General features: G+C 66.1%; 18 protein-coding genes and 1 tRNA gene. 4 read left to right on the forward strand and 15 right to left on the reverse strand.

Going from position 1 to position 23,039, the window contains the following annotated elements:
* Nucleotides 1-40: 40 nt before the first annotated feature.
* Together ACPDIX_RS07885 and ACPDIX_RS07890 are read right to left on the reverse strand one after the other, a co-directional pair.
* Nucleotides 41-1,357: a citrate synthase gene (locus tag ACPDIX_RS07885; RefSeq protein WP_423431240.1), complete on the reverse strand. Its 1,317-nt coding sequence runs from the start codon at nucleotides 1,355-1,357 to the stop codon at nucleotides 41-43.
* A 360-nt stretch (nucleotides 1,358-1,717) separates the two neighbouring features.
* Entirely contained in the window at nucleotides 1,718-3,079 is a 1,362-nt protein-coding gene (locus tag ACPDIX_RS07890; RefSeq protein ID WP_423431241.1) for a dihydroorotase, read from the reverse strand.
* 72 nt (nucleotides 3,080-3,151) lie between these two features.
* On the opposite strand from ACPDIX_RS07890, the gene ACPDIX_RS07895 reads away from it, so the two are divergent.
* Nucleotides 3,152-3,225, forward strand: a tRNA-Gly gene (locus ACPDIX_RS07895).
* Nucleotides 3,226-3,297: 72 nt separating this feature from the next.
* On the opposite strand, the gene ACPDIX_RS07900 is transcribed toward ACPDIX_RS07895, so the two are convergent.
* On the reverse strand, nucleotides 3,298-4,218 hold the full coding sequence (locus tag ACPDIX_RS07900) for a serine O-acetyltransferase (RefSeq protein ID WP_423431242.1): 921 nt from the start codon (nucleotides 4,216-4,218) through the stop codon (nucleotides 3,298-3,300).
* A 177-nt stretch (nucleotides 4,219-4,395) separates the two neighbouring features.
* Here ACPDIX_RS07900 and ACPDIX_RS07905 point away from each other — a divergent pair, with 177 nt between their 5' ends.
* Complete coding sequence (locus ACPDIX_RS07905) at nucleotides 4,396-4,629, forward strand: FmdB family zinc ribbon protein (RefSeq protein ID WP_423431243.1); 234 nt, start codon at nucleotides 4,396-4,398, stop codon at nucleotides 4,627-4,629.
* A gap of 125 nt (nucleotides 4,630-4,754) precedes the next feature.
* Here the strand turns inward: ACPDIX_RS07905 and recF are convergent, their stop codons facing one another.
* On the reverse strand, nucleotides 4,755-5,840 hold the full coding sequence (gene recF / locus ACPDIX_RS07910) for a DNA replication/repair protein RecF (protein WP_423431244.1): 1,086 nt from the start codon (nucleotides 5,838-5,840) through the stop codon (nucleotides 4,755-4,757).
* A gap of 356 nt (nucleotides 5,841-6,196) precedes the next feature.
* Here recF and ACPDIX_RS07915 point away from each other — a divergent pair, with 356 nt between their 5' ends.
* Nucleotides 6,197-7,093, forward strand: coding sequence for a DUF3616 domain-containing protein (locus ACPDIX_RS07915; RefSeq protein WP_423431245.1), 897 nt, complete (start codon nucleotides 6,197-6,199; stop codon nucleotides 7,091-7,093).
* A gap of 62 nt (nucleotides 7,094-7,155) precedes the next feature.
* On the opposite strand, the gene ACPDIX_RS07920 is transcribed toward ACPDIX_RS07915, so the two are convergent.
* Both ACPDIX_RS07920 and ACPDIX_RS07925 read right to left on the reverse strand, forming a co-directional pair.
* Nucleotides 7,156-8,160, reverse strand: coding sequence for a YncE family protein (locus ACPDIX_RS07920; RefSeq protein WP_423431246.1), 1,005 nt, complete (start codon nucleotides 8,158-8,160; stop codon nucleotides 7,156-7,158).
* Between the two features lie 77 nt (nucleotides 8,161-8,237).
* Nucleotides 8,238-9,344, reverse strand: a complete 1,107-nt coding sequence (locus tag ACPDIX_RS07925) for a glycosyltransferase (RefSeq protein ID WP_423431247.1) — start codon at nucleotides 9,342-9,344, stop codon at nucleotides 8,238-8,240.
* Nucleotides 9,345-9,442: 98 nt separating this feature from the next.
* Between ACPDIX_RS07925 and ACPDIX_RS07930 the strand changes: the two genes are divergently transcribed.
* Nucleotides 9,443-10,546, forward strand: a complete 1,104-nt coding sequence (locus ACPDIX_RS07930; RefSeq protein ID WP_423431248.1) for a sugar phosphate isomerase/epimerase family protein — start codon at nucleotides 9,443-9,445, stop codon at nucleotides 10,544-10,546.
* An 88-nt stretch (nucleotides 10,547-10,634) separates the two neighbouring features.
* Here ACPDIX_RS07930 and ACPDIX_RS07935 read toward each other — a convergent pair whose 3' ends face one another.
* The 9 genes from ACPDIX_RS07935 to ACPDIX_RS07975 all read right to left on the reverse strand — a co-directional run bounded on the left by ACPDIX_RS07935 (nucleotide 10,635) and on the right by ACPDIX_RS07975 (nucleotide 23,038).
* A complete protein-coding gene (locus tag ACPDIX_RS07935; protein WP_423431249.1) occupies nucleotides 10,635-11,567 on the reverse strand; it encodes a glycosyltransferase family 9 protein in 933 nt (310 codons plus the stop codon).
* A gap of 19 nt (nucleotides 11,568-11,586) precedes the next feature.
* Nucleotides 11,587-12,141 carry a hypothetical protein gene (locus ACPDIX_RS07940; RefSeq protein WP_423431250.1) on the reverse strand — a complete coding sequence of 185 codons (555 nt, stop codon included), beginning with the start codon at nucleotides 12,139-12,141 and terminating at the stop codon, nucleotides 11,587-11,589.
* A gap of 314 nt (nucleotides 12,142-12,455) precedes the next feature.
* On the reverse strand, nucleotides 12,456-15,344 hold the full coding sequence (locus ACPDIX_RS07945; protein ID WP_423431251.1) for a PVC-type heme-binding CxxCH protein: 2,889 nt from the start codon (nucleotides 15,342-15,344) through the stop codon (nucleotides 12,456-12,458).
* A 151-nt stretch (nucleotides 15,345-15,495) separates the two neighbouring features.
* Nucleotides 15,496-16,374 carry an alpha/beta hydrolase gene (locus ACPDIX_RS07950; RefSeq protein ID WP_423431252.1) on the reverse strand — a complete coding sequence of 293 codons (879 nt, stop codon included), beginning with the start codon at nucleotides 16,372-16,374 and terminating at the stop codon, nucleotides 15,496-15,498.
* A gap of 177 nt (nucleotides 16,375-16,551) precedes the next feature.
* Nucleotides 16,552-18,600 (reverse strand): methyl-accepting chemotaxis protein, encoded by a 2,049-nt coding sequence (locus ACPDIX_RS07955; protein WP_423431253.1) that lies wholly within the window; start codon nucleotides 18,598-18,600, stop codon nucleotides 16,552-16,554.
* 104 nt (nucleotides 18,601-18,704) lie between these two features.
* Entirely contained in the window at nucleotides 18,705-19,274 is a 570-nt protein-coding gene (locus ACPDIX_RS07960) for a hypothetical protein (RefSeq protein ID WP_423431254.1), read from the reverse strand.
* A gap of 46 nt (nucleotides 19,275-19,320) precedes the next feature.
* The gene (locus ACPDIX_RS07965) at nucleotides 19,321-20,673 is read right to left on the reverse strand and encodes an alginate export family protein (protein ID WP_423431255.1); all 1,353 of its coding nucleotides are present in this window, start codon (nucleotides 20,671-20,673) and stop codon (nucleotides 19,321-19,323) included.
* A 173-nt stretch (nucleotides 20,674-20,846) separates the two neighbouring features.
* Nucleotides 20,847-22,457: a HAMP domain-containing methyl-accepting chemotaxis protein gene (locus ACPDIX_RS07970; RefSeq protein ID WP_423431256.1), complete on the reverse strand. Its 1,611-nt coding sequence runs from the start codon at nucleotides 22,455-22,457 to the stop codon at nucleotides 20,847-20,849.
* A gap of 71 nt (nucleotides 22,458-22,528) precedes the next feature.
* Entirely contained in the window at nucleotides 22,529-23,038 is a 510-nt protein-coding gene (locus ACPDIX_RS07975; protein ID WP_423431257.1) for a chemotaxis protein CheW, read from the reverse strand.
* Between the last annotated feature and the right edge of the window lies 1 nt (nucleotide 23,039).

The following is a 23,039-nucleotide window of genomic DNA, read 5'->3' on the forward strand; positions in this document are numbered from 1 at the left end:
GGGCGGCGGTGGCGGCCGGGGCGGAACGGCCGGCCGGTGTTCAGCCGCGCTGTTCGATCGGCACGTAGTGTCGCAGAGTGGGGCCGGTGTAGACCTGCCGGGGCCGGTAAATCTTGGCCTTCGGCGCGAACAGGATTTCGCGGAAGTTGGCGATCCAGCCCGGCATGCGGCCGATGGCGAAGATGACGGGGAACATCTCCTTGGGCAATCCGATGGCGCGCATGATGATCCCGCTGTAGAAGTCCACGTTCGGATAGAGTTTTCGCTCGATGAAGTACGGATCGTTCAGCGCCGCCTCCTCCAGCCGCCGGGCGATGTCCAGCAGGGGATCGTGCAGTTGGAGGGCCTGGAGGAGGTCGTCGCAGGCCTTTTTGATGATCCTGGCACGTGGATCATAGTTTTTGTAGACGCGGTGGCCGAAACCCATCAGGCGGCGCCCGCCCTTTTTGCTTTTGACGGCCTCGATCAGCTCCCGGCCGTCCCCGCCGGAAGCGTGGATTTCCTCCAGCATTTCGATGACGGCCTGGTTTGCCCCGCCGTGCAGGGGGCCCCAGAGGGCGCAGACCCCGGCGGAGGCACTGGCGAACAGGTTGGCCTGACTCGAGGCCACCATGCGCACGGTGGAGGTGGAACAGTTCTGCTCATGATCGGCGTGCAGGAGGAAGATGAGGTCGAGGGCCCGCACGACCTCGGGCCGCATCGGATAGTCCTCGTACACGTCCGAGAACAGCATGTGCAGAAAGTTGGCGGTGTACTTGTACTTGCGCCTGGGATAGATGATGGGCAGGCCGCGGGACTTGCGGTAGGCGAAGGCGGCGATGGTCCGGACCTGCGAGATGAGTCGGGCCGCGTGCACGTCGAACCGTTCACGGTTGGCCGGCCCCATGAGGCCGGGGTAGAAACAACTGCTGGCGTTGATCATGGAGGAGAGGATGGCCATGGGATGGGCCGTGGCCGGGAACCCTTCGAAGTGGTGTTTGAGGTCCTCGTGCAGCTCCTGGTTCTCCGTCAGGAGATCGGAAAACCTCTGGAGTTGCTGGCGGGTGGGCAGTTCGCCGTAGATGAGCAACCAGGCCGTTTCGATGAAGGTGGACTTTTCCGCCAGTTCCTCGATGGGATAGCCGCGATAACGCAGGATCCCCTTTTCGCCGTCGATGTACGTGATGGCGCTGGCGCAGGAGCCGGTGTTGGCGTAGCCGTCGTCGAGGGTGATGTAGCCGGTCATTTCACGGAGCCGGCTGATATCGATGGCCTTTTCGCCCTCCGATCCGATGACGATGGGCAGTTCATACACCCGGCCCTCCAGTTCCAGTCGGGCCACCTGTGCGCCTGGTATGGTTTCCGTGCCGTTGGACATAAGTATGATTTCGTTTTGGCCGACCTGTCGGGTCCGGCGGTTGCGCGCGGGGGGACCGGAACTTGTCACCGGTTTCCCCGGCGGGGCGGCCCCGGCGGGCACTCTCGTTTCGGAACGCTCCCCGGTGCTCCGCTGGCCGCGATGTCGGCGGCGGGTCGGGGCCGTGGTACAGGTGTTCCCCGTGGGATCCGGCACCGGCCGCGGGCCGCCTGCAACGGGGCCCCAGAGTAGGCCGCGCGGTTGCGATGTCAAACGGCTGTTGGAGGATACCGGCGGGCGCGGCGGACGGGCGATCGGGGCAGAACCCGGACGAACCGGCGGACGCCGAGGCGGCCGTGCGTGAGGGCGGGCGCGGGTGGTTTACGGATACACTCTGCGCCCGGCCACGATGGTCATGACGACCTGTCCCTTGAGCGGCCAACCGTAGAACGGGCTGTTGCGCGATTTGCTGCGCGTGTCCTCAGGGGTGAACACCCATTCGCGATCCGGGTCGAACACGGTGATGTCCGCGTCCGCGCCGGGACGCAACGTGCCCTTGTCGAGTCGCAACACGCGTGCCGGTCCCACGGTGAAGCGCGCGATCAGGTCCGGCAGACTCATCCGGCCGCTGTGGTAGAGTTGCATGAGCGCCAGGGGCAGGGCCGTTTCGAGCCCGGTGATGCCGAACGGGGCATAGTCGAACTCGACCTCTTTTTCGAAGCTGCAGTGGGGTGCGTGGTCGGTGGCCAGGACCTCGATGGTTCCGTCGGCGATGCCCTCGAGGATGGCCTCGCGATCCCGTGCCGAGCGGACCGGGGGGTTCATTTTGAAACGGGTGTCGTAGGCCGGCCAGTGGGGCAGGTCGGTTCGTCCGGCCAGCCCCCAGACGCCGGCCCCGTCGTGTGCCCAGAACTTTTCGCTGCCGGCCAGCGCGGCGTCGGTGAGGACGAAATGATGGGGGCAGGCCTCGGCGGAGACGGGCACGCCGCGGCGGCGGGCCTCCCGGATCAGGGCCACGCTGCCGGCGGCGCTGAGGTGCTGGCAGTGGACATGGCATCCGGTGAGTTCGGCCAGCAGGATGTTGCGGGCCACGATGAGGGTTTCACCCACGGAGGGCCAGCCGCGCAGGCCCAGGAGGACGCTCCAGAGCCCTTCATGGGCCACGCCGTCGTTGACCAGGGAGTAGTCCTGACAATGGTCGAGCACCGGCAGATCGAACATGCGCGCGTATTCGAGGGCCCGGCGCATGAGCTCGTGGTTTTGGACGCAGTGGCCGTCGTCGGTGATGGCCACCACGCCGGCCCGTTTGAGCGCGCCGATGGGCGCCAGTTCTTCGCCGGCCAGGCTTTTGGTGATGGCACCGGCCACGAACAGGTGGACATGCGCCTGCTCGGCGGCCCGTTGTTTGATCCAGGCCACCGTGCCGGCGTTGTCCACGGCCGGCGAGGTGTTGGGCATGCAGACGACGGAAGTGAACCCGCCCCGGGCGGCCGCGGCCGTGCCTGTGGCGATGGTTTCCTTGGCGGTCTGGCCCGGATCACGCAGGTGGACGTGGATGTCAATCCAACCCGGGCTGACCACGCAGCCGTGCACGTCCACCCGCTCGGCATCCGGCGGGCAGAGGGCGGCGGCTTCGTTTCCGATGGCCCTGATTTTGCCCTCCTGAATCAGCACGTCGGCCGGACCGTCCCTGCCCTCGGCCGGGTCCACCACCCGTCCCCCGGTCAACAACCACGCCTTCATCCGGCTCCCGAGCCTAGGGTTGCCCCGTTGACAAAGCAAGCGTCGGGGTTACGATGACGGCGGTAACTGGATGCGGGCGTAGTTCAGTGGTAGAACGGGAGCCTTCCAAGCTCCATGCGAGGGTTCGATTCCCTTCGCCCGCTCCATTCTTCTTTTCGTCCGTCCCGGCTGGCATGTGCGCCGGCCGGCGCGGCCCCGGACGGCCGCGCAGGCCGGGCTCAGATCTGCACGTCGGGTTCCTGCCTCGTGTGTTCGCCCTTGCTCATCACCCGGATGTTGGCGTCTTTCTGGACGACCAGGGAGCGCGGCGGCACGCTGGTGGTCAGGAAGACGTTGGCGCCGATGGTGCTGCCGGCGCCCACCACCGTGTCGCCGCCCATGATGGTGGCCCCGGCGTAGATGGTGACGTGATCTTCGATCGTCGGGTGGCGTTTTTGTCCCCTCAGGGCCTGGCCGGCGGCCAGTGAGCGCGCGACCAGGCCGACGCCCTGGTACATCTTGACGTGGTTGCCGATGATGGCGGTTTCGCCCACGACCGTGCCGGTGCAGTGGTCCACGAAGAAGTGGGTGCCGATCTGGGCGCCGGGGTGGAGGTCCATGCCGCTGCGGCTGTGGGCCCATTCGGTCATCATGCGCGGGATCAGCGGCACCTTGGCCAGGTAGAGTTCGTGCGCCAGCCTTTGCACGGCGATGGTCTCCACGAAGGGGTAGGCCAGGATGACCTCTTCCCGGCTCAGGGCTGCCGGGTCACCGTTGTAGGCGGCTTCGATGTCCGTTTGCAGGATTTCGCGCAACCGCGGGAGGCTCTCCAGCAGTCCCAGGGTGATGGACCGGGCGGCGGGGCGCAGGCTCTTTTTCGGGTATTCGGGCGGTGGCAGGTAGACCAGGCTGCGGTGGATCTCGCGTTCCAGCGCCGTGGCCACGCTGCGGAGCCGCCTGGCGGTGACGGCACGGACCTCATCCGTCCGCAGCGGTCGTTCTTCGAAGAATCCCGGAAACAGCAGACACAACAATTCCTGGGTGATGCGGACGATGACCCGTTTGGATGGCAGGTTCTGGCCGTCCAGGTGGTTGATGGCACCCACCTCCTTGTAAGAGGTGAGCAGTTTGTCCGTCAGTTGTGCGATGCTGTTTTCCACGGGCGCAGTATCTGGCGGGGCGGCTGTTCCTGGCAAGATGCGCATCGGCCGTGCGGAAGAGAGGACGAGGGCCGCCGCTCACCGCCCTGCATGGGCCCTGCCGGGGGTTCGGGGAGGCCGACCGGGGCGGGGCCGGCGAAGGTTGCGCGGGGATGAGGGCCGATTAATGTAAACGGCATGCCGATCTACGAGTTTCATTGCGAGGATTGCCAGCGCGACAGCGAGGTGCTGGTACGGTCCACGGACTGGACCGGCACGAAGTGTCCGCACTGCGGGTCCACGAGGTTGACCAAGCAGTTTTCGGTGTTTGCGTCCGGTTCCGGCAGTGGCGCAGGGGAGGACGCGTGCTGTTCTACCTCGAGCCGTCCGCGCGGGGGCGGTTGCGGCTGCGGCTGCGGTTGCGGTCACTGACCGGGCAGCCCGGCCCTTACCCGGGCACGGGCAATCCGGTCTTTTGGGCCGGTCATGTGTCGGTTGGCTGTCCGGGCCCGTGGAAGGCAATGGCGGGCTGGGGCGGCCGGTGGCGGGGGGAGATTTCAGTTGTCGGGCAGGGGGGTGAGTGTGCCGGACTCGACCCTCCATCGCCGCAGGCGGGGTGCCAGTTCGCGTGGCCAGTTCTCCTCGGTCGCGGTCATGAAGACCTGCGAACGCGCCTGATGGGCCCGTTCCAGCAGGGGCAGGAAGGCTGCGCGGCGTGACCGGTCCAGCTCGCCCATGACGTCGTCCAACAGCAGGACCGGCGGAACGCCATGGACCTCGGTGAGGTATTCGGCCTGTGCCATTTTGAGCGCCAGGGCGAGGGACCGTTTCTGTCCTTCGCTGGCGAAAGCCGCGGCCGGCCGGTCTGCGAGCAGGATATCCAGGTCGTCGAGATGCGGGCCCACCAGCGTGACCTTGCGAGCCAGTTCGCGCGGCCGGACGCGTGCCAGTTCGGAGGCCAGGTCGCTGTTGACGGTGGATTGGTACCGGAGCCGGACCTCTTCGGCGCCGCCAGCGATGCGGTGGTAGGCCTCTTGCACCCGTTCGGCTACGCGCGGGACGAGGCGCCTACGCCGGTCCAGCAGGATCTGGCCGGCGGTCACCAGTTCCCGGGTGAACCCCTCGAGGGCGGTGGCGTCCACGGCAGCCTGTTTGAGCAATGCGTTTCGGGCGCGGAGGGCTCGCCAGTAACGCTGCCACCAGGCCAGGTAGTCCGGTTCGGTCTGGGTGAGCAGCAGATCCAGGAAGCGGCGGCGGTGCCGGGCGGTTCCTTTGATCAGGAACAGGTCCTCGGTGCAGAAGACCGTCACCCGGAAGGTCCCCAGGAAATCGGCCAACCGCCGGACCGGCTGGCCGTCGAGGGTGATTTGACGTTCCCGGCGCGACCAGTAGATGCGGATCTCGTGGGTCACGTCGCTCACCACCCCGGCGGCCACCAGATAACCGGATTGACCGAATCGGACCAGGTCTGGGTTCCCCACTCCGCGAAACGAGCGGAGTGTGGCCAGTAGATAGATGGCTTCGAGGATGTTGGTTTTACCCTGTGCATTCCGGCCCAGCAGCAGGTGAAAGCCCGGCTCGAACGTGGCGTCCAACCGGGCGTAATTCCGAAAATTCCGCAGCCGCAGGCGGGCCAGATGCACATGCCCAGTCTGAAAACGGCCCTGCTGTCAGACCAGACTTTTTCACCTGACCGGACGGCGGCGGGATTGCGGTTTTTCTCCACCAGTCAGGGCCACCGGAATGGGATGGACCTGCGAGGTCGGCATGGGAACGGTTTTCCTCCGGCGGACCCAGGGTGGGAACAAAGGAGTGGTGTCCTTTGACGGCTCGATCTGGTTGGGACAGAGTTGCCGCAACAAGGAGAGACAAGATGACCACTAGAAGACAGGAACGGGTGCGGGGAATGCTCGCGCGCCGGAGGACCGGATTCGGGTTTTCTTTGGCGTTTTGTTTCGGAGTCCTGGCTGCGGAACCGGACATTCGAACCTTCCATGGGATGTGCGAGGCCTCGGCGGTGGAGGGTCTGGACGCGACCACGTTCGTCGTGGCCAACGACGAGGACAATCGGCTGCGTGTATATGACTGGACGCGGCCGGGACCGCCCGTGCGGGTGGTGAACCTGAACCCGCACTTGCCTGCCGGGCACGGGAAAGGAGAGCTCGACCTCGAAGGCGTGGCGCGGGTGGGTCAGGAGTTGTACTGGGTCACTTCCCATGGGAGGAACGCGGCGGGCGAGCCGGCACCCCGCCGGCAGGCGCTCTTGCGGACGCCGCTCTCGTGGTTTCTGGGTGGTGACCAGCCGGGTGGCAGGGTGGAGGTGTGCCCCGGCCTGCTCGATGCACTTTTGGCCGATCCACGGTATGCGCGGTTGGGATTGGCGGGTGCCGCGACGCGCGCGCCCAAGGCCCCGGGCGGGTTCAACATCGAGGCGTTGGCGGCGGGTGCGGATGGCTCGCTCTGGATCGGTCTGCGCAACCCGTTGTTCGAGGGGCGGGCATTGTTGGTCCCGCTCTTGAACCCCGACGGGGCCGTGCGCGGTATGCCACCGCGGTTCGGCGATCCGGTGTTTTTGGACCTGAACGGTCGCGGATTGCGCGGTGCGGTGGAGTGGGCCGGGGGTTATCTGTTGCTGGCCGGCTCAACGGACGGGGGAGGATCGCCTGCGTTGTACTTTTGGAGCGGTCGTGAATCAGACCCGCCGCGTTTGCTGGCCGGGTATGATTTTGCCGGGTTGAACCCCGAAGGCCTGACCATCTGGCCGGGGATGAATCCGCCCAGGCTGTGGGTGGTGAGCGACGACGGGACGGAGCAGGTTGCGGGGGAAGACTGCAAAGACGCGCCGGCACGCGAGCGCCGGTTTCGGGTCCTGAGTCTTCCGGCGCCGGGGCTCTAACACTTGGGGCTTGTCACGGGAAAGGGCAGGACCGTCGGAGGGGAAGCAACGGCGGAATGTGTTCACTGTGGCCAACGATAGAGCCTGACGTCGGCCGGGCGATGCCGTTCCCGTGGTGCCGCCACGTACAAGGTGCCGGTCCGGCCATCGTAGGCTGCGGTGGTACGTCGGGAGACCAAGGGCAGGGTGCCGCGGAGGGTGTGGCGGCCGTCCTCTCCCGCCTGCCAGACACGGGCCTCGCCTGCGTCCGTGCCGGCCACCAGGCGGCGCCGCGCGGGATCCACGAACAACCACCGTACGCTGCCGTTTGTGGGCAGGCGCAGCACTTCCCGAATCTTTTGTGTGTCCCACACGAGGATCCCGGTGGGTGACTCACATGCGACGTACAGTCGCGCGCCTTCCTCGTCCAGGGCCAGCAGGCCGGGCCCGCTGACGCCCTCGAGCTTCCAAAGTGCGGACATCTCGCGTGTCAAGCGGTCCACCATGGCCAGTGCGTTGGATCGGGGCAGACTCACGAAGATGCGCGAGCCCACCCGTTCGAGGACCAGGTCGGCCGCCCGGTCCGGCAGGAGAATCGAAAGGGTGTGAACCCCGGTGTCGGCGTGGATGACTGCCAGGGCACCCTCCCCGTAAGCGGCGTAGATTCGAAACGAGGACAAATCCCGGCGAATCCGCACGACATCAGGCAGGCGGCCGATGGTTTTCAGGGGCCGCTCCGTTTCCACGTCCAGGATCTTGATCTGACCGCCCGAGGCATCCGTGCCCACGTAGAGGAGTTTGGGCCGTTCCTCGTACCACAACGCCCGCGGGCGCGGTACCGACAATTGACGCGGCGCCGAACCTCCGGGCACGTCCCACACGGCCACGCTGTCTTGATCCGGCAGCGCAACGAAAAGACGGGCTCCGGCCGTGTCCACCGCCACCTCACCCACCTCGGTCGTTCGGGCGGGCAACGACAGGGTTCCCACCTCTTCGAGCTCCGCCGGCCGGGGAGCCGTCTGACCCCATGCGTTCACAGCCCACAGGGCCAGGACTGCTGTTGCGCTCAACGATCGGAGAGTCTTCACAAGCCAAACTTAACCGCCTTTTCCGGGGCCGTCATCCCCGAAGTGTGCGGTTCCCCGCTCCCGGCGATCGTCCGGGGTTACCGTGCCGCCACCGTTTCCAAGGCGCGTTGCAAGAGGGGGGCGGTTGCTTCGATGGTGTAGGTGGATTCGACCTTGGCCCGTGCCTGACGCGCCAGTGCCCGGGCTTCGGCCGGGTTCTGCAACAGGCGCATGATGGCGCGGCCCAGGGCGACCGGGTCGCCCCTGGGCACCACCAGACCGGTGCGCTCGTGCTCGACGATTTGTCGCGGCCCCTCGCTGTCGGTCACCACCAAGGGAACCTCATGGGCCATGGCCTCCAGCATGACCCGCGCAAACGCCTCGTGGTGGGAGGTGAGGCAAAACACGCCCAGCGAATGAAAAAACGCGGCTTTGTCGTCCACCCAGCCCGGGAACGTAACGTCGGTTTCGAGTCCCCATTCGCGGGTCCATCGCTGCAGCGGCTCACGCAGTTCGCCGTCGCCTGCGAGGACGGCCTGGAAGGGCACCCCCTGATCTTTGAGCCAGCGCAGGGCGCGCAGGAACACGTCGAGACCCTTGACCGGGTGAAAACGGCCCATGGCCCCGACCCGGGCGGGCAGGGGGCCTTCCACACGGCGGGCAGGGAGCCGGGGCAACATGCTGGGGATGGTGAAGATCCGCTCCTCCGGAACGCCGGCACGCACCAGGGCGGTTCGCTGGTCCGGCAGGATGGCGATGAACCCGTCGCATCGCAGCAGGCGTTGGAACCGGTAGTTGGGCAGGCGGGCGATGACCGGCCAGCGACCGCGGGCCGCCCGCAGCAGGAGCCGTCCCGCGCGGTTTCCATGGACCAGGATCACATCCGGGTTCCACCGCCGCAGGATGCGGCGGACCCGCCACACGGTCAGCGGGTCCCATCGGGTCCAGGTGCGGACCGGCAGCAGGGGCACCTCGAGGCGCCGGACGTCATCCAGCACCGCTGCGCGTGGGTCGAGCAGGGAAGCCACCTCGTGCCCGGCCGCCCGCAGGGCCTCGTGATAAACCACGAAGCTCTCCTCCAGTCCGCCCCTTCCCAGGCCCAGCATGGCATTGACGACCCGCATGTTCAGGTTTGCTGCAGCGTAGGGGAGCGCATCGCCCGCTTGCAACCTCGTGCAACCGGCCCCGGCCAGGACACGTGCCACGCCGGTTCCCGCGACCTTGGCCGGTGCAAGCAGGTTCGCCCCAACCCGGGTGAAATGAACTGGCTTTCCCATCCGGACCGACGGTAAGAAATGCGGCCATGGAAGAGCGCCCCGACCAGTCCCGGCCCTGCTCGCGCAGGGATTTCCTTCGAGCCACCCTGGCCGCCACCGCCGCCGGATGGATCGTCCCTCGTTCCCATCTGTCGGCAGGTGCGGCGGAGCGGCCGCGCCTGAAGCTTGGATTCGACAACTTCGCCGTACGCGCCATGGGGTGGAAGGCGCCGCAACTGCTGGACTACGCGGCGAAGTTGAAGGTGGACTCGCTGTTCATCAGCGATCTCGACGCCTTTGAAAGTCACGACTCCCCGTATCTGCGGGAGCTGCGTGCCCGCGCGCGGGATCTGGGGATCGAATTGTATCTGGGTACCTGGAGCATCTGTCCCAGCTCGCGCGTCTTTCGCGATCGGTGGGGAACGGCCGAGGAACACCTGGCCCTGGGCATCCGCATGGCACGGGATCTGGGCTCGCCGGTCCTGCGGGTGGTGTTGGGCACTCTGGAAGACCGGCGCACGCCCGGCGGCATCGAGGCCCGGATGGCCGATACCGTCCGGGTGCTGCAGAGCTGCCGGAGCCGTGCGCTCGATGCCGGCATTCGCATCGCGGTGGAGAATCATGCGGGCGACATGCAGGCACGTGAACTGGCCGATTTGGTGGAGGCCGCCGGGACGGACTACGTGGGCGTGAACTTCGACTCGGGCAATGCGTGCTGGACGCTCGAGGATCCGCTCCGCAGCTTCGAGGTGCTGGGGCGCCACACCGTGTGCACCAGCCTGCGCGACGCAATGGTGTGGGAATCGGAAAAAGGGGCCAAGGTCCAATGGACCGCCATGGGAGAGGGATGTCTGGATCTGAAGACGTTCTTTGAGCGGTTTGCACAAACCTGCCCCGAGGTGCCGGTACACATCGAAACCATTTCAGGCTTCGCGCGAGAGTTTCCCTACCTGGAGGCCGACTTTTGGGACGCCTATCCGAAGGCGCGCGCGTCCGATTTTGCCGCGTTCCTGGCCCTGGCCAAACGCGGCAGGCCCCTGCCGACACGGCGGTTCGCCCGACCCGATGAGGAACAGGCCTATCAGCGAGAGGAGCTGGAACGCAGTCTCCGGTATTGCCGTGAGGTGCTCGGGATGGGCCGGCGGTCTTGACATTTGACCGGACTGACCCGCCTGGCCGCCCGGCTCGGATGCCCGCCCAGGTCTTGCGGCTGCGGTCGGGAAGGCCGACCGGACACGCCTATCGCTTCGAAAGACCTTCGAGCAACTCGTCCACGGCCTGCACCACCTCTTCCACGGGGAGCGACCGGATGCCGCGCGGTGACCGGACCAGTCGGACCTGCTCGCCCTGCGGTCGCCAGACCGCCTCGGGTGTGTCGGGCCACAGGACCACCACCGGCAATCCGACAGCGGCAGCCAGGTGTGTGATGCCGGAGTCGTGTCCCACGAATGCCGCGCAGCCCTTCAGCCGCCGCGCCAGTTCGGTCAGCGGGCGACTCTGGCACACCTCGCGGCGTGCCGGCGGCGCCGCGGCGGCCAGGTGTTGGAGCCGCTCCCCCTCGGCCTCGCCGCCCACCAGGAGGAAGCGGCGTGGCGTGGCGTGGAGCAGGTACTGGAAAAGATCGGCCCAACGGGCCTGCGGCCAGTTCTTGCGTTCGCTGCCGCTGCCTGGATGAAGGGCCACCGGGGCGTCGGGACCCGGCTCGGGATCGGGCAGGTGGAGGCGCGGTACGGGATCGGCATCGAAAATGGCCAGCCGCTCCAGCGGTTGGAGGAAGACCCGTGTGGCGTGGATGCCGGCCGAGTCGTCCGGCCGGTGCGGGCCGGCGATGAACTGGGCCGGCGAGCAACGCCGGACGTTGCTTTCGAAGATCCGGTCGGGATCGTACAGGTAGGACAGGATGAGATCGAACTCGGAGAAGTAGTCGCACCAGTTCTCGGCCAGCGGCCCGTTCCGCGCGAAGAAGCCGGCCAATGCCCGTGCCTCGATGGGCCGGACGGCGTCCACCCAGCCACCGGCGAGGGCCAGTTGGGCAATATGCGGGTACCCCAGGACCTCCAGATGAGCCCGCGGAAAATGCTGCCGCAGCGCCGCAATGGCCGGCAGGGTCAGGATGAAATCCCCGATTGCTCCGCCTCGAATGACGAGGATCTTGCCCTGTGCACCGTTCACGTGCGTGCGTCTCGTTGGGTCACAGTCCGCGATAGGCGGTTTCTGCCAGGACCATCAGCAGGAGGCCGACGGCCAGCAACCCGATGCTGACGATTCGGAAACGGGTGGTCCCGGCGGTGCACCAGCCGATTCCATCCCGCAACCGAAAGGGCGAGATGGTGAGCCACATCCCGGCCAGTACGAGCGCATAGGCCAGGGTCTGATTGACCAGGACCCAGGGGGTTTCGCTCAGGTGGGGCCGGCCGGTGTCCACCATGCATTTTGCCAGCAGCAGCCACACCACGGCCAGGCCGCGGGCGCCGAGGTAATCCTTGACAAACAGGCAGGTGCCCACCCCCACCGCGCCGAACGCCAGCATCAGATGCGGCTTGATGGGCGCAAAATCGGCGATGTTTTCCTGCGCGACGTAGTACAGGAACCAACCGGTGGCCAGCAGCATCAGGAGCGTCCCCCAGCCCACAGACCGCGGAAACCGCTGCCAGGCCCGGGCCGCCTGTTGCGGTCGAGCCAGGCTCCACCCGCCCAGCAGGGCCAGAAGCAGCCCCAGTCCCAGTGACAACCATGCCAGTTTCATGAGTCGCCCGAGTTCCAAGCCCGTCGAGCATGCCGCATCCCGGCGCCGATGCAAGCTGCAAGCTCCTGCAGGCTGCACGTCAACGGTGTCGAACCGTCGCCCGAGCGTTGCGGGCGCTTGGGGATCCCCGGACCTGCAGGCGCCCTTCTGCCGCCAAAGCCGCCCAGTCGAACAGGGGCCGCCCCGTCGGCACCGGCCCGGTGCAAGCAGCAAGCAGTGGCTCGGCGTGCGCAGCGGCAACGTGGGCTTTTCGATGTGGCGGAGCGGGTGCGATCGGACGGCGGGCGGGGGGGTGAGTCGCTCCGGCGGGGATCTCAGCGCTCTTGCCGGGCGGAGTCTTCGCGCGGCAGGAGGTAGGACAGCAGGTCGGCCAGGTCGGCCGGGGTGAGCACCTGGTCCCAGCCCTCGGGCATGGCGGAGCGATCGAGCGAACTGAGGGAACGCAGGTTGGACCTCGTGACGGTGAGCGTCTCGCCGTCGGTGGTTCGGATCCAGATGCCGGCGGGGTTTTCCGAAACCACCGCGCCCAGCAGGTAGCCGCGGTCGGTTGTGTCCACCCAGCGCAACATGGCCCGGGTGGAGACGTGTCGGTTCGGCTGGAGGACGCGGTTCAGGAGGTGGTCCCGCCCGCGCATTGCGGCGGCTTCCAAGTCCGGGCCGAAAGCCTCGCCCGAACCTTGGAACCGATGACAGGCTGCGCAGTGTTGTTGGAACAGGAGCCGACCGCGGGTGGCGATTCCCTGGGAGGGCAGGTTGGTCCGGACGGATTCGAGGCGCTCCACCCGGTTGGTGTCCAGGGCGGGGCCGAAGAGTTTCTCGACCCGGCTGTGCACGGCGAGGGATGGATAACGGCGGAGCGCATCCACTTCCCAGGGGCGGAAGAGGGTGATCGGCAGCCGGCCGCTGCCGAGGGCGTCCAAGAGGACCAGGACGGACTCGGGCCGCTCCAGCCACACCCTCCAGGTGACGGGCCGGGCGGAGGGTGCCAGTCCGGGCCAGGCCTGTACAGCCAGCCTGGCCGCATCGGTGCCCTCGTAGCGGCCCAGCGTAAGGAGCGCGGCGGCCTGGAGCGGGGCGGGTTCGGCCGGCAGGAGGCGCGCGGCCAACACCTCATGGGTCAGGGCATAGGGGAGCGCCGAGAGGAGTTGGACAGCCTCCAGCCGGAGGGGGATCGGCAGGCTGCGATCGTCGGCGATCAACAGGGCGCGTTGCCAGGCGGCGTCGAACACGTTGGAAGCGGCGTGGCGGGCCAGGGTGTCGCCGCGTTCCTGGAGTCCGTCGTTGAGTGCGCGGAGCAGGCCCAGCCCGAGCGCCAGGTCCTCGCTCTGCTGGACGAATTGGAGGGCTTGTTGGATGCCCGGCGCGTATGCCAAGCGAGCCAGCAGCTGCGCCAACTCCAGGAGGAAAAGGCGGCCGCCGGGATGGCGGGTCAGCACCGGATCCAGCGCGGCCAGTGCCATGCAATCGCCCGGCTCACGCGACAGCGCCAGCAGGACAGCCGCCCGGGTGTACGGACTGTCCGGCTGTCGGCGCACGATGTCCATCAGAGGCAGTTCGCGGTGTGGCACCACATACCGCGCCAGCAACAGGGCCAGTTCGTAGCGCACACGGGGCGAGGGATCGGAGCTGAGCCGGCGCAGCGGGACCCAGAGGTTTTCCGGCACGCGCGAGCCGGTTTGGCCCATGACGGAGAGCCATCGCACGGCTTGAAGGCGGACGCCCGGGTTGGTGTCTTGCAGGGCGCGGCTGAGGATCGCGGGGTGCAGGGCGTTCAAACCGGCCAGTGCCTGGAGGGCATGTTCACGGGCCAGCGGGCTGCGGGCCACCACGACCATGTTACTCAGCAGGGGGACGGCGGAGCGATCCTGTCGCTGATAAACGATCCGGGCGGCGGTTTCGCGCTGCCAGACATTCGGGTGGGCCAGCGCGCGCAGCACCTCCACCAGGCCGGCGTCCTCCAGCCGGGGGGCGGGCGGGTTTTGGAATTTTTCCGGGACGATCCGAAAGATCCGCCCCCGATCGGCGCCGCGCCGCAAACGGGCCCGGTCTTGCGCGTCGCCGGAAAGTTTCGCCGGGTCGTCCAGCGATTCGCGGTGCAGGTCCACCACGTACAGGGCGCCTTCGGGTCCCACACCCAGGTGCATCGGCCGGAACCATGGATTCGTGCAGACGAGGAATTCCACACGGTCGGCGGGCGGACGGACTGCCTGGCGTTCGGGTCCCGCGCCCACCAATTTGTAGCGGCGGATGATCCCGGCGCGCGCGTCGGCCACGAAGACATCGTTGCTGTAGGCGGGTGGAAACAGGGCGCCGCGATACACCGTCAGGGCCGTGATGTCCGAAAGCCAGTGCCGGACCGGACCGGCCTCGGACTTGCGGCCCTGACGGGCCTCGGTGTGGCGGGGGATCAACAGCGGTTGATCAGCGAGGGGACCGGTCAGGTCGTGGAGCGGCGGCGGCAGGACGTAACCGCGCGCCAGATCCGCGTGCACGGCCCGCCAAAGTTCTTCCAGCAGCGGGCGCTCCGGTTGGGCCACCAGCTTGCACCCTTCTGCGTCAAAGGCCACGGCGCTGGATCCGTGGGCACTCTCGACGGCGGCCACACCCGAGAGCGGATCGAGTGCAAGATCGTGTTCGTCCAGCCCGGCGCTCAAGGGATCCTGCGAAGGGTCCGGCAGAAAGGTCAACCCGAGGTTCCTGGCGGCGGCGTGCAGGCGATTGTCCCAGCCCCAGGCCCAACCCCGGATCACCATGCCGCCCGGAACCGAGCGGTCCGGCCTTGCCGGCCCGGTGTAAACGACTTCCCGGGTGTCGGCCCGGCCGTCGTGGTTCGTGTCCTGACAGGAGATCACTTGGTGACCGGCCGCCACGAGCACGCCGTCGCGCCAGCAGAAGACCGCCGAAGGCGCCGGAAGATCGTCGGCGAAGTCGTGACTGACGTCCATCCGGCCGTCAGCGTCGGTGTCGGTGAGCAGGCGGACCCGGCCGAGGTGCGGGGGTGCCTGATCGGTTTCGGGGAACGCGCGGTGTTCGGCCACGAACATGCGGCCGTTACCGTCGAACGCGAGGGCCACCGGATCGAAGACCAGCGGCTCGGCGGCCACCAGTTGGATGCGGAAGCCCGGTGCCAGCCGGAACTCGGCCTCGATTTCGGCGGCGTTGGTCGGTTGGGCGGCGGCCGTTCGGGCGGCAAGCGCGAGCACCAGGGAGGCGGTTCCGAGAACCCTCCCAGCCGGCGGGGAGGTACCGGAGCTGTGCCCGGATCGCTGGCGGGGCCCCCGCGCGATGGTCCTGTGGAAGGTGCGGGGAATCATGACGGCTGAAGGAAACGGTCGCCAGCGGAGCCGGGGTGTGTCAGCGGGCAAACCCGCGCTGTTTCAGCCACGCTGCGCACGCCACCGTCCACGGATGGCGGCGGGCCGGATCCCACTCGCGGCTGCCCAGGCCCATGCCGTGCGGACCTTTCTCAAACAGGTGCAGTTCGAAGGGCACGCCGGCCTGGCGCAGCGCGCGGGCGAAGGCGAGGCTGTTCTCGGGCGGGACGGCGTGGTCTTCAACCGTGTGCCAGAGAAAACAGGGCGGGGTGTTGCTGGTGACGTTGCGGTCGTTGGAAAGGGCCCGTGCGGCCTCCTCGGTCGCGTCCTGTCCGAGCAGATTGTCACGGGAACCGCGGTGGGCATGCGGGCCGGTCAACAGAATCACCGGATAACACAGGATGCCCAGGTCGGGGCGCGAGCTCTGGCGTTCGACCGGATCGGCGGCGTTCGGCTGGCCCTGGTCGAAATGGGTCAGGAGGGTGGAGGCCAGGTGTCCGCCGGCGGACGAGCCCATGATGCCCACCCGCTGCGGATCGAGATGGTACTCGGCGGCGTGGGCGCGGACCCAGCGGAGGGCCCGGGCGGCATCCTGAAGCATGGCCGGGTGATGGTACCCGTCCGATCCGAGCCGGTATTTGAGCACAAACCCGGCGATGCCGAGTTCGTTGAGCCAGCGGGCGTAATGACTCCCCTCATGGTCGGCGAGGCGGGCATAACCGCCGCCGGGACAGATCACGATGGCCGCTCCCGTGGCGTGCCCGGGGTCGGGCAGCCAGGGCGTCAGCGTGGGAACATCCTGCGGTGCGTTTCCCCGCGCGCCTGGTGCGCCTTCCGGCCACAGCGGGATGGGTTCAACCGTTTGCGCCAACGCGGAGGTGACCGCGGCCAACAACCAGAGGCACAGGATCGACTTCATACGAGCCGAATGTAGGAGGCGGAACGACTCCCAGCAACGCAGGAACCGGGACCGGGGGCAGGACAGCCGCTGCGCGGATTCCCCACTTGGCGGATCGGGGGAACTGCAAAAGGAACGCGCGGAGGGAAGCCTGGTGTCCCTCCGCGCATTCGCGTGGCGTGGGATGGGCGGTTCGGTTTACGGAGAAATCCGGAAACGCGGCACCGGATTCGGATCGGGCGGCGGCATGGGGATGGGATCATCCACGAAACTGCCGGCCAGATCGTCTGTCGTGACCGTCACAGGCTCCCTGTCAACGGCCGGTCTCGTGGCCAAGCCATTGGACGCGCCGCCCTGTTTCCACCGCTTCAGAGCCGTGATCAGCTCAGCGGAACAGCGAGCGTACGATCCGCCGTGCTCGAGGCTTTGCTGGGCCTCCGCCCGCCGACCGGCGAGTGCCAGTTCGAGGACTCTCGCGGCTTCCTTGTGGAACTCGGCGTGCAGAGATCGGACCTGTTGCCAGTGCTCGGTCTGACGAAGTTCGGCCGGTGCGCTGTAAAGCCATTTGCCAAACTCGCACTGGTTGTCCTTGGCGACCTGGGCAGGATCGAAATCAGACCGGCCGGTTCGGATGGCCTCCGCCAGACGTTGCTTCCACGCGTTGTGTGCGGCCATGGCCCTGGTGACTTGGCGATTCAGATCGTTCTCCCCACCGTTGTGCGTGGGGCAGGTGGGTGCGGCAGCCGTTGTGCGCCCGGAGAGAGAGGGATGCACAGGCTGGTCTTCCGTCTCCCGGGTCGGAGTGGAGGCCGGCAGGGACCGGAGGCCGGAGGCGCCGACCATGGCCTGCAGTTGGACCACGGCTTCCCGGAGTGCATCGGCCTGGGATTGGAGCTCCCGCGCGGCCGCGGCGCTTTGTTCGGCGGCGGCGGCGTTGGCCTGGGTGACCTTGTCCATTTGGCTGACGGCGGCATTGATTTGGCCGATGCCCTGACTTTGTTCTTGGGAGGCGGCGGCGATTTCGGCCACCAGTTCGTCTACGTGCCGTGCTTTGGTGAGGATGTCCTGCAGATGCTGGGCCACGCGCTGGCTGATGTCGGCGCCGGCTCGGCTTTTGGCCACGGAGTTTTCGATTTTCTCTGCGGTTTCGCGGGCGGCAGCGGCGGCGCGTTGGGCCAGGGCGCGGACCTCGTCGGCCACGACGGCGAAGCCCATGCCGGCTTCGCCGGCGCGGGCGGCTTCGACGGCGGCGTTGAGGGCCAGCAGGTTGGTTTGGAAGGCGATTTCGTCGATGGTTTTGATGATTTTGGAGATTTCGGCGCTGGCGGTTTGGATGTCGTCCATGGCGCGGGTCAGTTGGGACATTTCGGACTGGCCGGCTTCGACGGCGGTGCGGGTTTGGGAGGCCAACTGACGGGCCTGTTGGGCGTTGGCGGCGTTGCGCTGGGTCATGGCGGTCAGTTCTTCCAGCGAGGCGCTGGTCTCTTCCAACGAAGCCGCCTGCTCACTGGCCCCCTGCGCCAAGGACTGACTCGAGCTCGAAACGTGATCGGCCGCCACGGCGGTGGCCTCACTGGCCAGGTGCAGATTTTGCGCTAGGGCCTTCAACTGGCCGGCCAGGCGATTCTTGAGCCGCCAGGCCAGAGCAGCAACACCCACAACGAGCACGGCCATGATGGTCAGGCTCCAGAGGGCAGTCTGTCGTGCGGCACGGGATTGCGCGGTAATCCGGGCCTCGATCGCGGCCTGCAAGCGCCCCATTTGAGAGTCCACTTCCTTCAAAAGGGCTTCGTAGTTCGGGGTGTAGTCGGTGAGGAAGATCTCGTAGGCACCGCCGTTGTTGCCCCGCAGAAGGGGGTCCAGAACCCGCTTTTGCGCAGTTTCAAACCCTTGAAGCGCTTCGCGAAGTGCGGGGTTGGCGGAGCCGGTGTCGCTCGAGCCGGTCATGGTGTTCACCTGCTCGGCCACTGCGGCAGCGACTTTCTGAAGGGATTCCAATCCCTGTTCCAGTCGGTCGAGATCTTTTTCGCGCAGCAACGCCTGCAAGAGTGAATGTTCGCGGGCCAGATCGGCGATGAGCTGCTGGCCGCGCTGCATTTCTGTCATGGCGGTCTGACTAAGGGATCGCGATTGGTGCAGGAGATGCTGGATGGTGACGAAAAAAACGGCTGTGCCGAGCACGGTCACACTCAAAGCTAGACCGATCAGGGTGAGCAACTGCCTGGGAATGCTGGATTGACGGGCCATGGTCACTTCTCAAAGAGGCACGGTTTTCAATGGGGGGCGAATGACTGTTCAGGAGCGGGGGCCGGGAGGCGGCTGGGAGCCGCCTCCCGGGCCGGCGATGGCATCTAGGAGCCGAGCTTGTTGAGGCTCAGGCCGACCACCAGGGAGCCGATGGGTTTGCCTCCGTCCAGGACCGGCACGGCCACCTGTACCTGTTGCAGGCCGGTGGACTCATCCACTTCCGGCTCCCCCTGCCAGGTTTTCCCGCTCATGGGAACCTCGTGTTTGTCCTTGCCTTTGTGGCTCCAGTTGGAGGGCTTGCTCAGGAACGCCACCTTGGTGCCGTCGGCGCCAGAGATGAAGGCCTCGGTGACGGTGTCATCCTTTTTGGCCTTCAGTCGTTCGGTCGCGGCATGCTTGGTGAAGGAACGCACGAACGGATCCAGCACCGGCAGGGTTTTCCACTTTTCCTGGGTCATCGCTTTGGCCTCCGGCGAGGGATTAGCGTTGTGTTCGCGTACCGCCTGAACGATGACCTCATCCGCGGCCCAGGTCTGGATCTGCTTGATTTTGGCGTCGATCTTGGCCTGGATCTCGGGAGTGATTCCCTGGGCTTGGAGGAGCGCCGCGGTCCCCACAAGAGCCCCCGTGGAGACCAACCAACGAGCGATGCGGTTCGTAGCTTTCATGGTCATAGGTTCCCCAGTATGGTTTCGGTTGTGAACAGTTCTGCTTTAGCTCTCAGAACACCGCCGTGACCTGGACGTAGGCCCAGTCGGCGTCGGCGGCGCCACCAACGGACTGTTTCGACTGGTCAATGTAATCGCCAGCAAAGAAGTGGCTGTAGCCGGCGCGCAGGTTCAGCCATTTGTTGGCTGACCAAACCACTTCCAGGTCAAGTTCGGATCCGAGGTAGTTGTCATAGGACGGGTTGCGGCCGTAACCCAGGCCGTTGCGGCCGGCGCCCGATTGCGGATAGAAGAAGTCGGCAGTGTCTGCCAGCCAGAAGAGGTGATAGTCCAGGCTGACGGTGAGGGTGGCTGCCGGATGGAGCCGGAGTCGGGCCATGAGATTGTGGATGTTGCGCCAGCCTACCACGTCCAGGATCCCGTAGAGCTTGTGGTTAGTCGGAAACAAGTTGTCCAAGGTTTGGCTCTTGTCATCGTTGGGGTCGCTGTCCCCGGTGGAGAAGTTGTACTCGAAACCGAGACGCGGCCTGCCCCAGAAGTGCTTCCAGGTGTAACCTGCGGCAATGCTGGTGGCCCAGGCGTCCTGCTGGAGCTGGCGGCCGCCCTGGGTGACGTTGCCGAACTGGTGGAGCGCTTCGACCGCATAGTCCCAGTTGCCGAGTGAGTTCCTGGGCGAGGTCGCCCGGAACCCGACGGTGTAGATGTCCCGGGACCCTATGTTGCCGCGATTCGGGGCATCTGTGTTGCGACCCAAAAAGTAGAGCTCAAGGTCCTGCCAGGGAAAGAGCTTGTATACCCCGCCATACAAGCCCCAGAAATGGTCTTTCTCATTGGACTGATTGAATTTGCCATCTGCCGGGACTACCACCCGACTGACGAAGGTGTCAGCCCACAACGGATTGTGTTGAAAGCGCAGACGCACTGTATCGAAGGAACGGGGTACGTTGCCCCAGTCTGACCGACCGATGAGTCGCTCATCCGCGTACACGAATTCCATGCGTCCTACCTGCAGCTGCACGGGAAAAGACCGTAAATCACCGAGGGATACATAGGCCTGCTGAAGGTCCAGGCGGTCTTCCTCGGGACGACCGGCTCGGTCTTCCCCAGAGCTATTGCTATTTCGCAGCTGTGCATAGACCTGGAGCCAGGAATGTCTGTAGCCCACGTGTAGTTTTTCGCGGGTGAGGATGTAGGTGTCGTCGTTGTCCACCCCTGACTTCTGGAAATGCCGATTGGCAGAGGCCGGGGAGGAGTTGTGGAAGGTTTCCACGCGCGTGCGGAACTCGCCGCCGAGATCCCAGGCGTTCCAAGCCGGTGACTGTTCGCGCAGCCATTGGTTGAGCAGAGTTGTGGATTTGGCGGCGGACCCCTGGCCGAATACTGTCAGGGGCAGCAACAGGCCCACACAAGCCGGCCAGAAAGCCTGTGCAGAACATTGCCGGCTCGATGTCCGCTCCGCAGGGGGGGTCTGCGTTGTGCCGTTCGTACTATGTGTGTGTCGCTTCATGGCTCAGTGGGTTCGTTTCTCGATCCTGGTGGACCGATGCATTGCCTTGGTTGGTTTTCACGCGAGAGAGGTCAGGCAGTGCGCCCGACCAGGGCCGGCTCGGGATCAGACCGTTGAGCCGGAGAGTTGACTCCGAGGCTTCCACCGGGTGTGTGGGTTTCGTGGTTCTGCCGGTGGGAGCGCTGGGAAAGGGAGGCTCTCGGTTCCTGGAACGGGGAGGTATCCGAGCAGTTGCCCACCAAGAGGAGCAAGGCCTGGACCGCCTGCCGGAGGGAGGCTGCCTGGGCATTCAGTTCCTGGGCCGCCGCGGCGCTTTGTTCGGCGGCGGCGGCGTTGGCCTGGGTGACCTTGTCCATTTGGCTGACGGCGGCATTGATTTGGCCGATGCCCTGACTTTGTTCTTGGGAGGCGGCGGCGATTTCGGCCACCAGTTCGTCTACGTGCCGTGCTTTGGTGAGGATGTCCTGCAGATGCTGGGCCACGCGCTGGCTGATGTCGGCGCCGGCTCGGCTTTTGGCCACGGAGTTTTCGATTTTCTCTGCGGTTTCGCGGGCGGCAGCGGCGGCGCGTTGGGCCAGGGCGCGGACCTCGTCGGCCACGACGGCGAAGCCCATGCCGGCTTCGCCGGCGCGGGCGGCTTCGACGGCGGCGTTGAGGGCCAGCAGGTTGGTTTGGAAGGCGATTTCGTCGATGGTTTTGATGATTTTGGAGATTTCGGCGCTGGCGGTTTGGATGTCGTCCATGGCGCGGGTCAGTTGGGACATTTCGGACTGGCCGGCTTCGACGGCGGTGCGGGTTTGGGAGGCCAACTGACGGGCCTGTTGGGCGTTGGCGGCGTTGCGCTGGGTCATGGCGGTCAGTTCTTCCAGCGAGGCGCTGGTCTCTTCCAACGAAGCCGCCTGCTCACTGGCCCCCTGCGCCAAGGACTGACTGGTGGAGGTGACCTGCGCGGCTGCGGAGGCGACCTGGGTCGCGCTTTCCTGCAACACACCGACCATCGGCGCGGTCAGGCGGAGCACCTTCCGGTGCGTGTACAAACCCAGTCCTGCGGCGGCTCCCAAAGTCAGTAACGCGAAAACCGACGCCGCCAACAAACCTTGACGACTGGCCCTTTGGTGGTCTTGAGCCGCAGTGATCATATCCTGGGTGGCCATGTCGACAATCGCTCGAACCGAAGCGAGATAGGCATCCAGTTGGGGACGCACGTTGCGGGCCTTGAATGTGAAGGCTTCGTCCCGGCCGCTGTTGCGACTAACCTCCAGGAGCTGTTTGCGCGCTGCCACATAGGAGTTTCGTTTTTCCATCACTTCTGTGAGGAGTCGTTTGTCCTGATCGGTCTTTACGAGTGCATTCAGCCGGGCTGCGGCGTCCGCCGCCCGAGCGGTCAGCGCCTCGATTTGCTGTTCGATCTGCTGTTTCGAAGCGACATCGGATGTCAGCAGGTGGGTGATGACGAGTTCTTCGATTTCGAATGTCAGGCGATAAAGTTGGTTGGCCTCCTCGTTGACTGGTATGGCATGTTCGGCCAAGTTGGTGCCCTGTTGATGGATGCTGAGCAGAGTCAGGGCGACGATGCCTGAGAACACAAGAACAATGGAAACAACCGTTGCGAACGCAACGGCCAGGCGTTTGCCCAGAGTGAGCGTCCCGTAGGGTGCGTGTTTGTGGAGGTTCGTTTTCATGGTCAGGTCAGTGTTGTTGTTTGGCATCATAGCCGTTCAGGCAATGCCCGGGTGTGCGGGGGATCTCAGGATTACAACGTGTTGGGCATCTGTTGAACCAGCTCACTGAGCACGACCCGCCGTGTGTCCAGGAGCGTCACCACCCGTTTGTCAGATTTAGCCATGGCCAGCAGGCCGTCGGTCAGCAGGCCGATGCCGAATTCGGGCGGGGGTTCCAGGTCGCGGGCATGGATCTGGACCACGGCCTCCACGGCGTCCACGATCAGGCCCATGAGAACCGGTTGTCCGGCCGTGGTGCTGACCTGGACGACGATGATGCAGGTGAGGTCGGTGACCTCCGTTTCCGGCATGCCGAAGCGCAGCCGCAGATCGCTGATGGGAATGATCTTGCCCCGCAGGTTGATGACGCCTTTGACGTGCGGCGGCATCTGCGGCACGGGGGTGATGTCCGTGTGCCGGATGATTTCCCGCACGTCGAGCACGGGGATGGCGTACCATTCGTTGGCTAGGCGGAAGGTCAGATACTTGCCGGCCAGGCTTTCGAGTTTGGGTTCCCTGGATTCGTGTGTGGCGATGCTCATG

It is taken from the genome of Limisphaera sp. 4302-co (assembly GCF_049537155.1).
Lineage (GTDB): Bacteria > Verrucomicrobiota > Verrucomicrobiia > Limisphaerales > Limisphaeraceae > Limisphaera.

Bases quoted from the DNA above. Each gene is read 5' to 3' on its own strand.
- ACPDIX_RS07885 (WP_423431240.1), bottom strand. From the start codon at position 1,357: ATGTCCAACGGCACGGAAACCATACCAGGCGCACAGGTGGCCCGACTG.
- ACPDIX_RS07890 (WP_423431241.1), bottom strand. From the start codon at position 3,079: ATGAAGGCGTGGTTGTTGACCGGGGGACGGGTGGTGGACCCGGCCGAG.
- ACPDIX_RS07905 (WP_423431243.1), top strand. From the start codon at position 4,396: ATGCCGATCTACGAGTTTCATTGCGAGGATTGCCAGCGCGACAGCGAG.
- ACPDIX_RS07915 (WP_423431245.1), top strand. From the start codon at position 6,197: ATGTGCGAGGCCTCGGCGGTGGAGGGTCTGGACGCGACCACGTTCGTC.
- ACPDIX_RS07930 (WP_423431248.1), top strand. From the start codon at position 9,443: ATGGAAGAGCGCCCCGACCAGTCCCGGCCCTGCTCGCGCAGGGATTTC.
- ACPDIX_RS07940 (WP_423431250.1), bottom strand. From the start codon at position 12,141: ATGAAACTGGCATGGTTGTCACTGGGACTGGGGCTGCTTCTGGCCCTG.
- ACPDIX_RS07950 (WP_423431252.1), bottom strand. From the start codon at position 16,374: ATGAAGTCGATCCTGTGCCTCTGGTTGTTGGCCGCGGTCACCTCCGCG.
- ACPDIX_RS07955 (WP_423431253.1), bottom strand. From the start codon at position 18,600: ATGGCCCGTCAATCCAGCATTCCCAGGCAGTTGCTCACCCTGATCGGT.
- ACPDIX_RS07960 (WP_423431254.1), bottom strand. From the start codon at position 19,274: ATGACCATGAAAGCTACGAACCGCATCGCTCGTTGGTTGGTCTCCACG.
- ACPDIX_RS07970 (WP_423431256.1), bottom strand. From the start codon at position 22,457: ATGAAAACGAACCTCCACAAACACGCACCCTACGGGACGCTCACTCTG.
- ACPDIX_RS07975 (WP_423431257.1), bottom strand. From the start codon at position 23,038: ATGAGCATCGCCACACACGAATCCAGGGAACCCAAACTCGAAAGCCTG.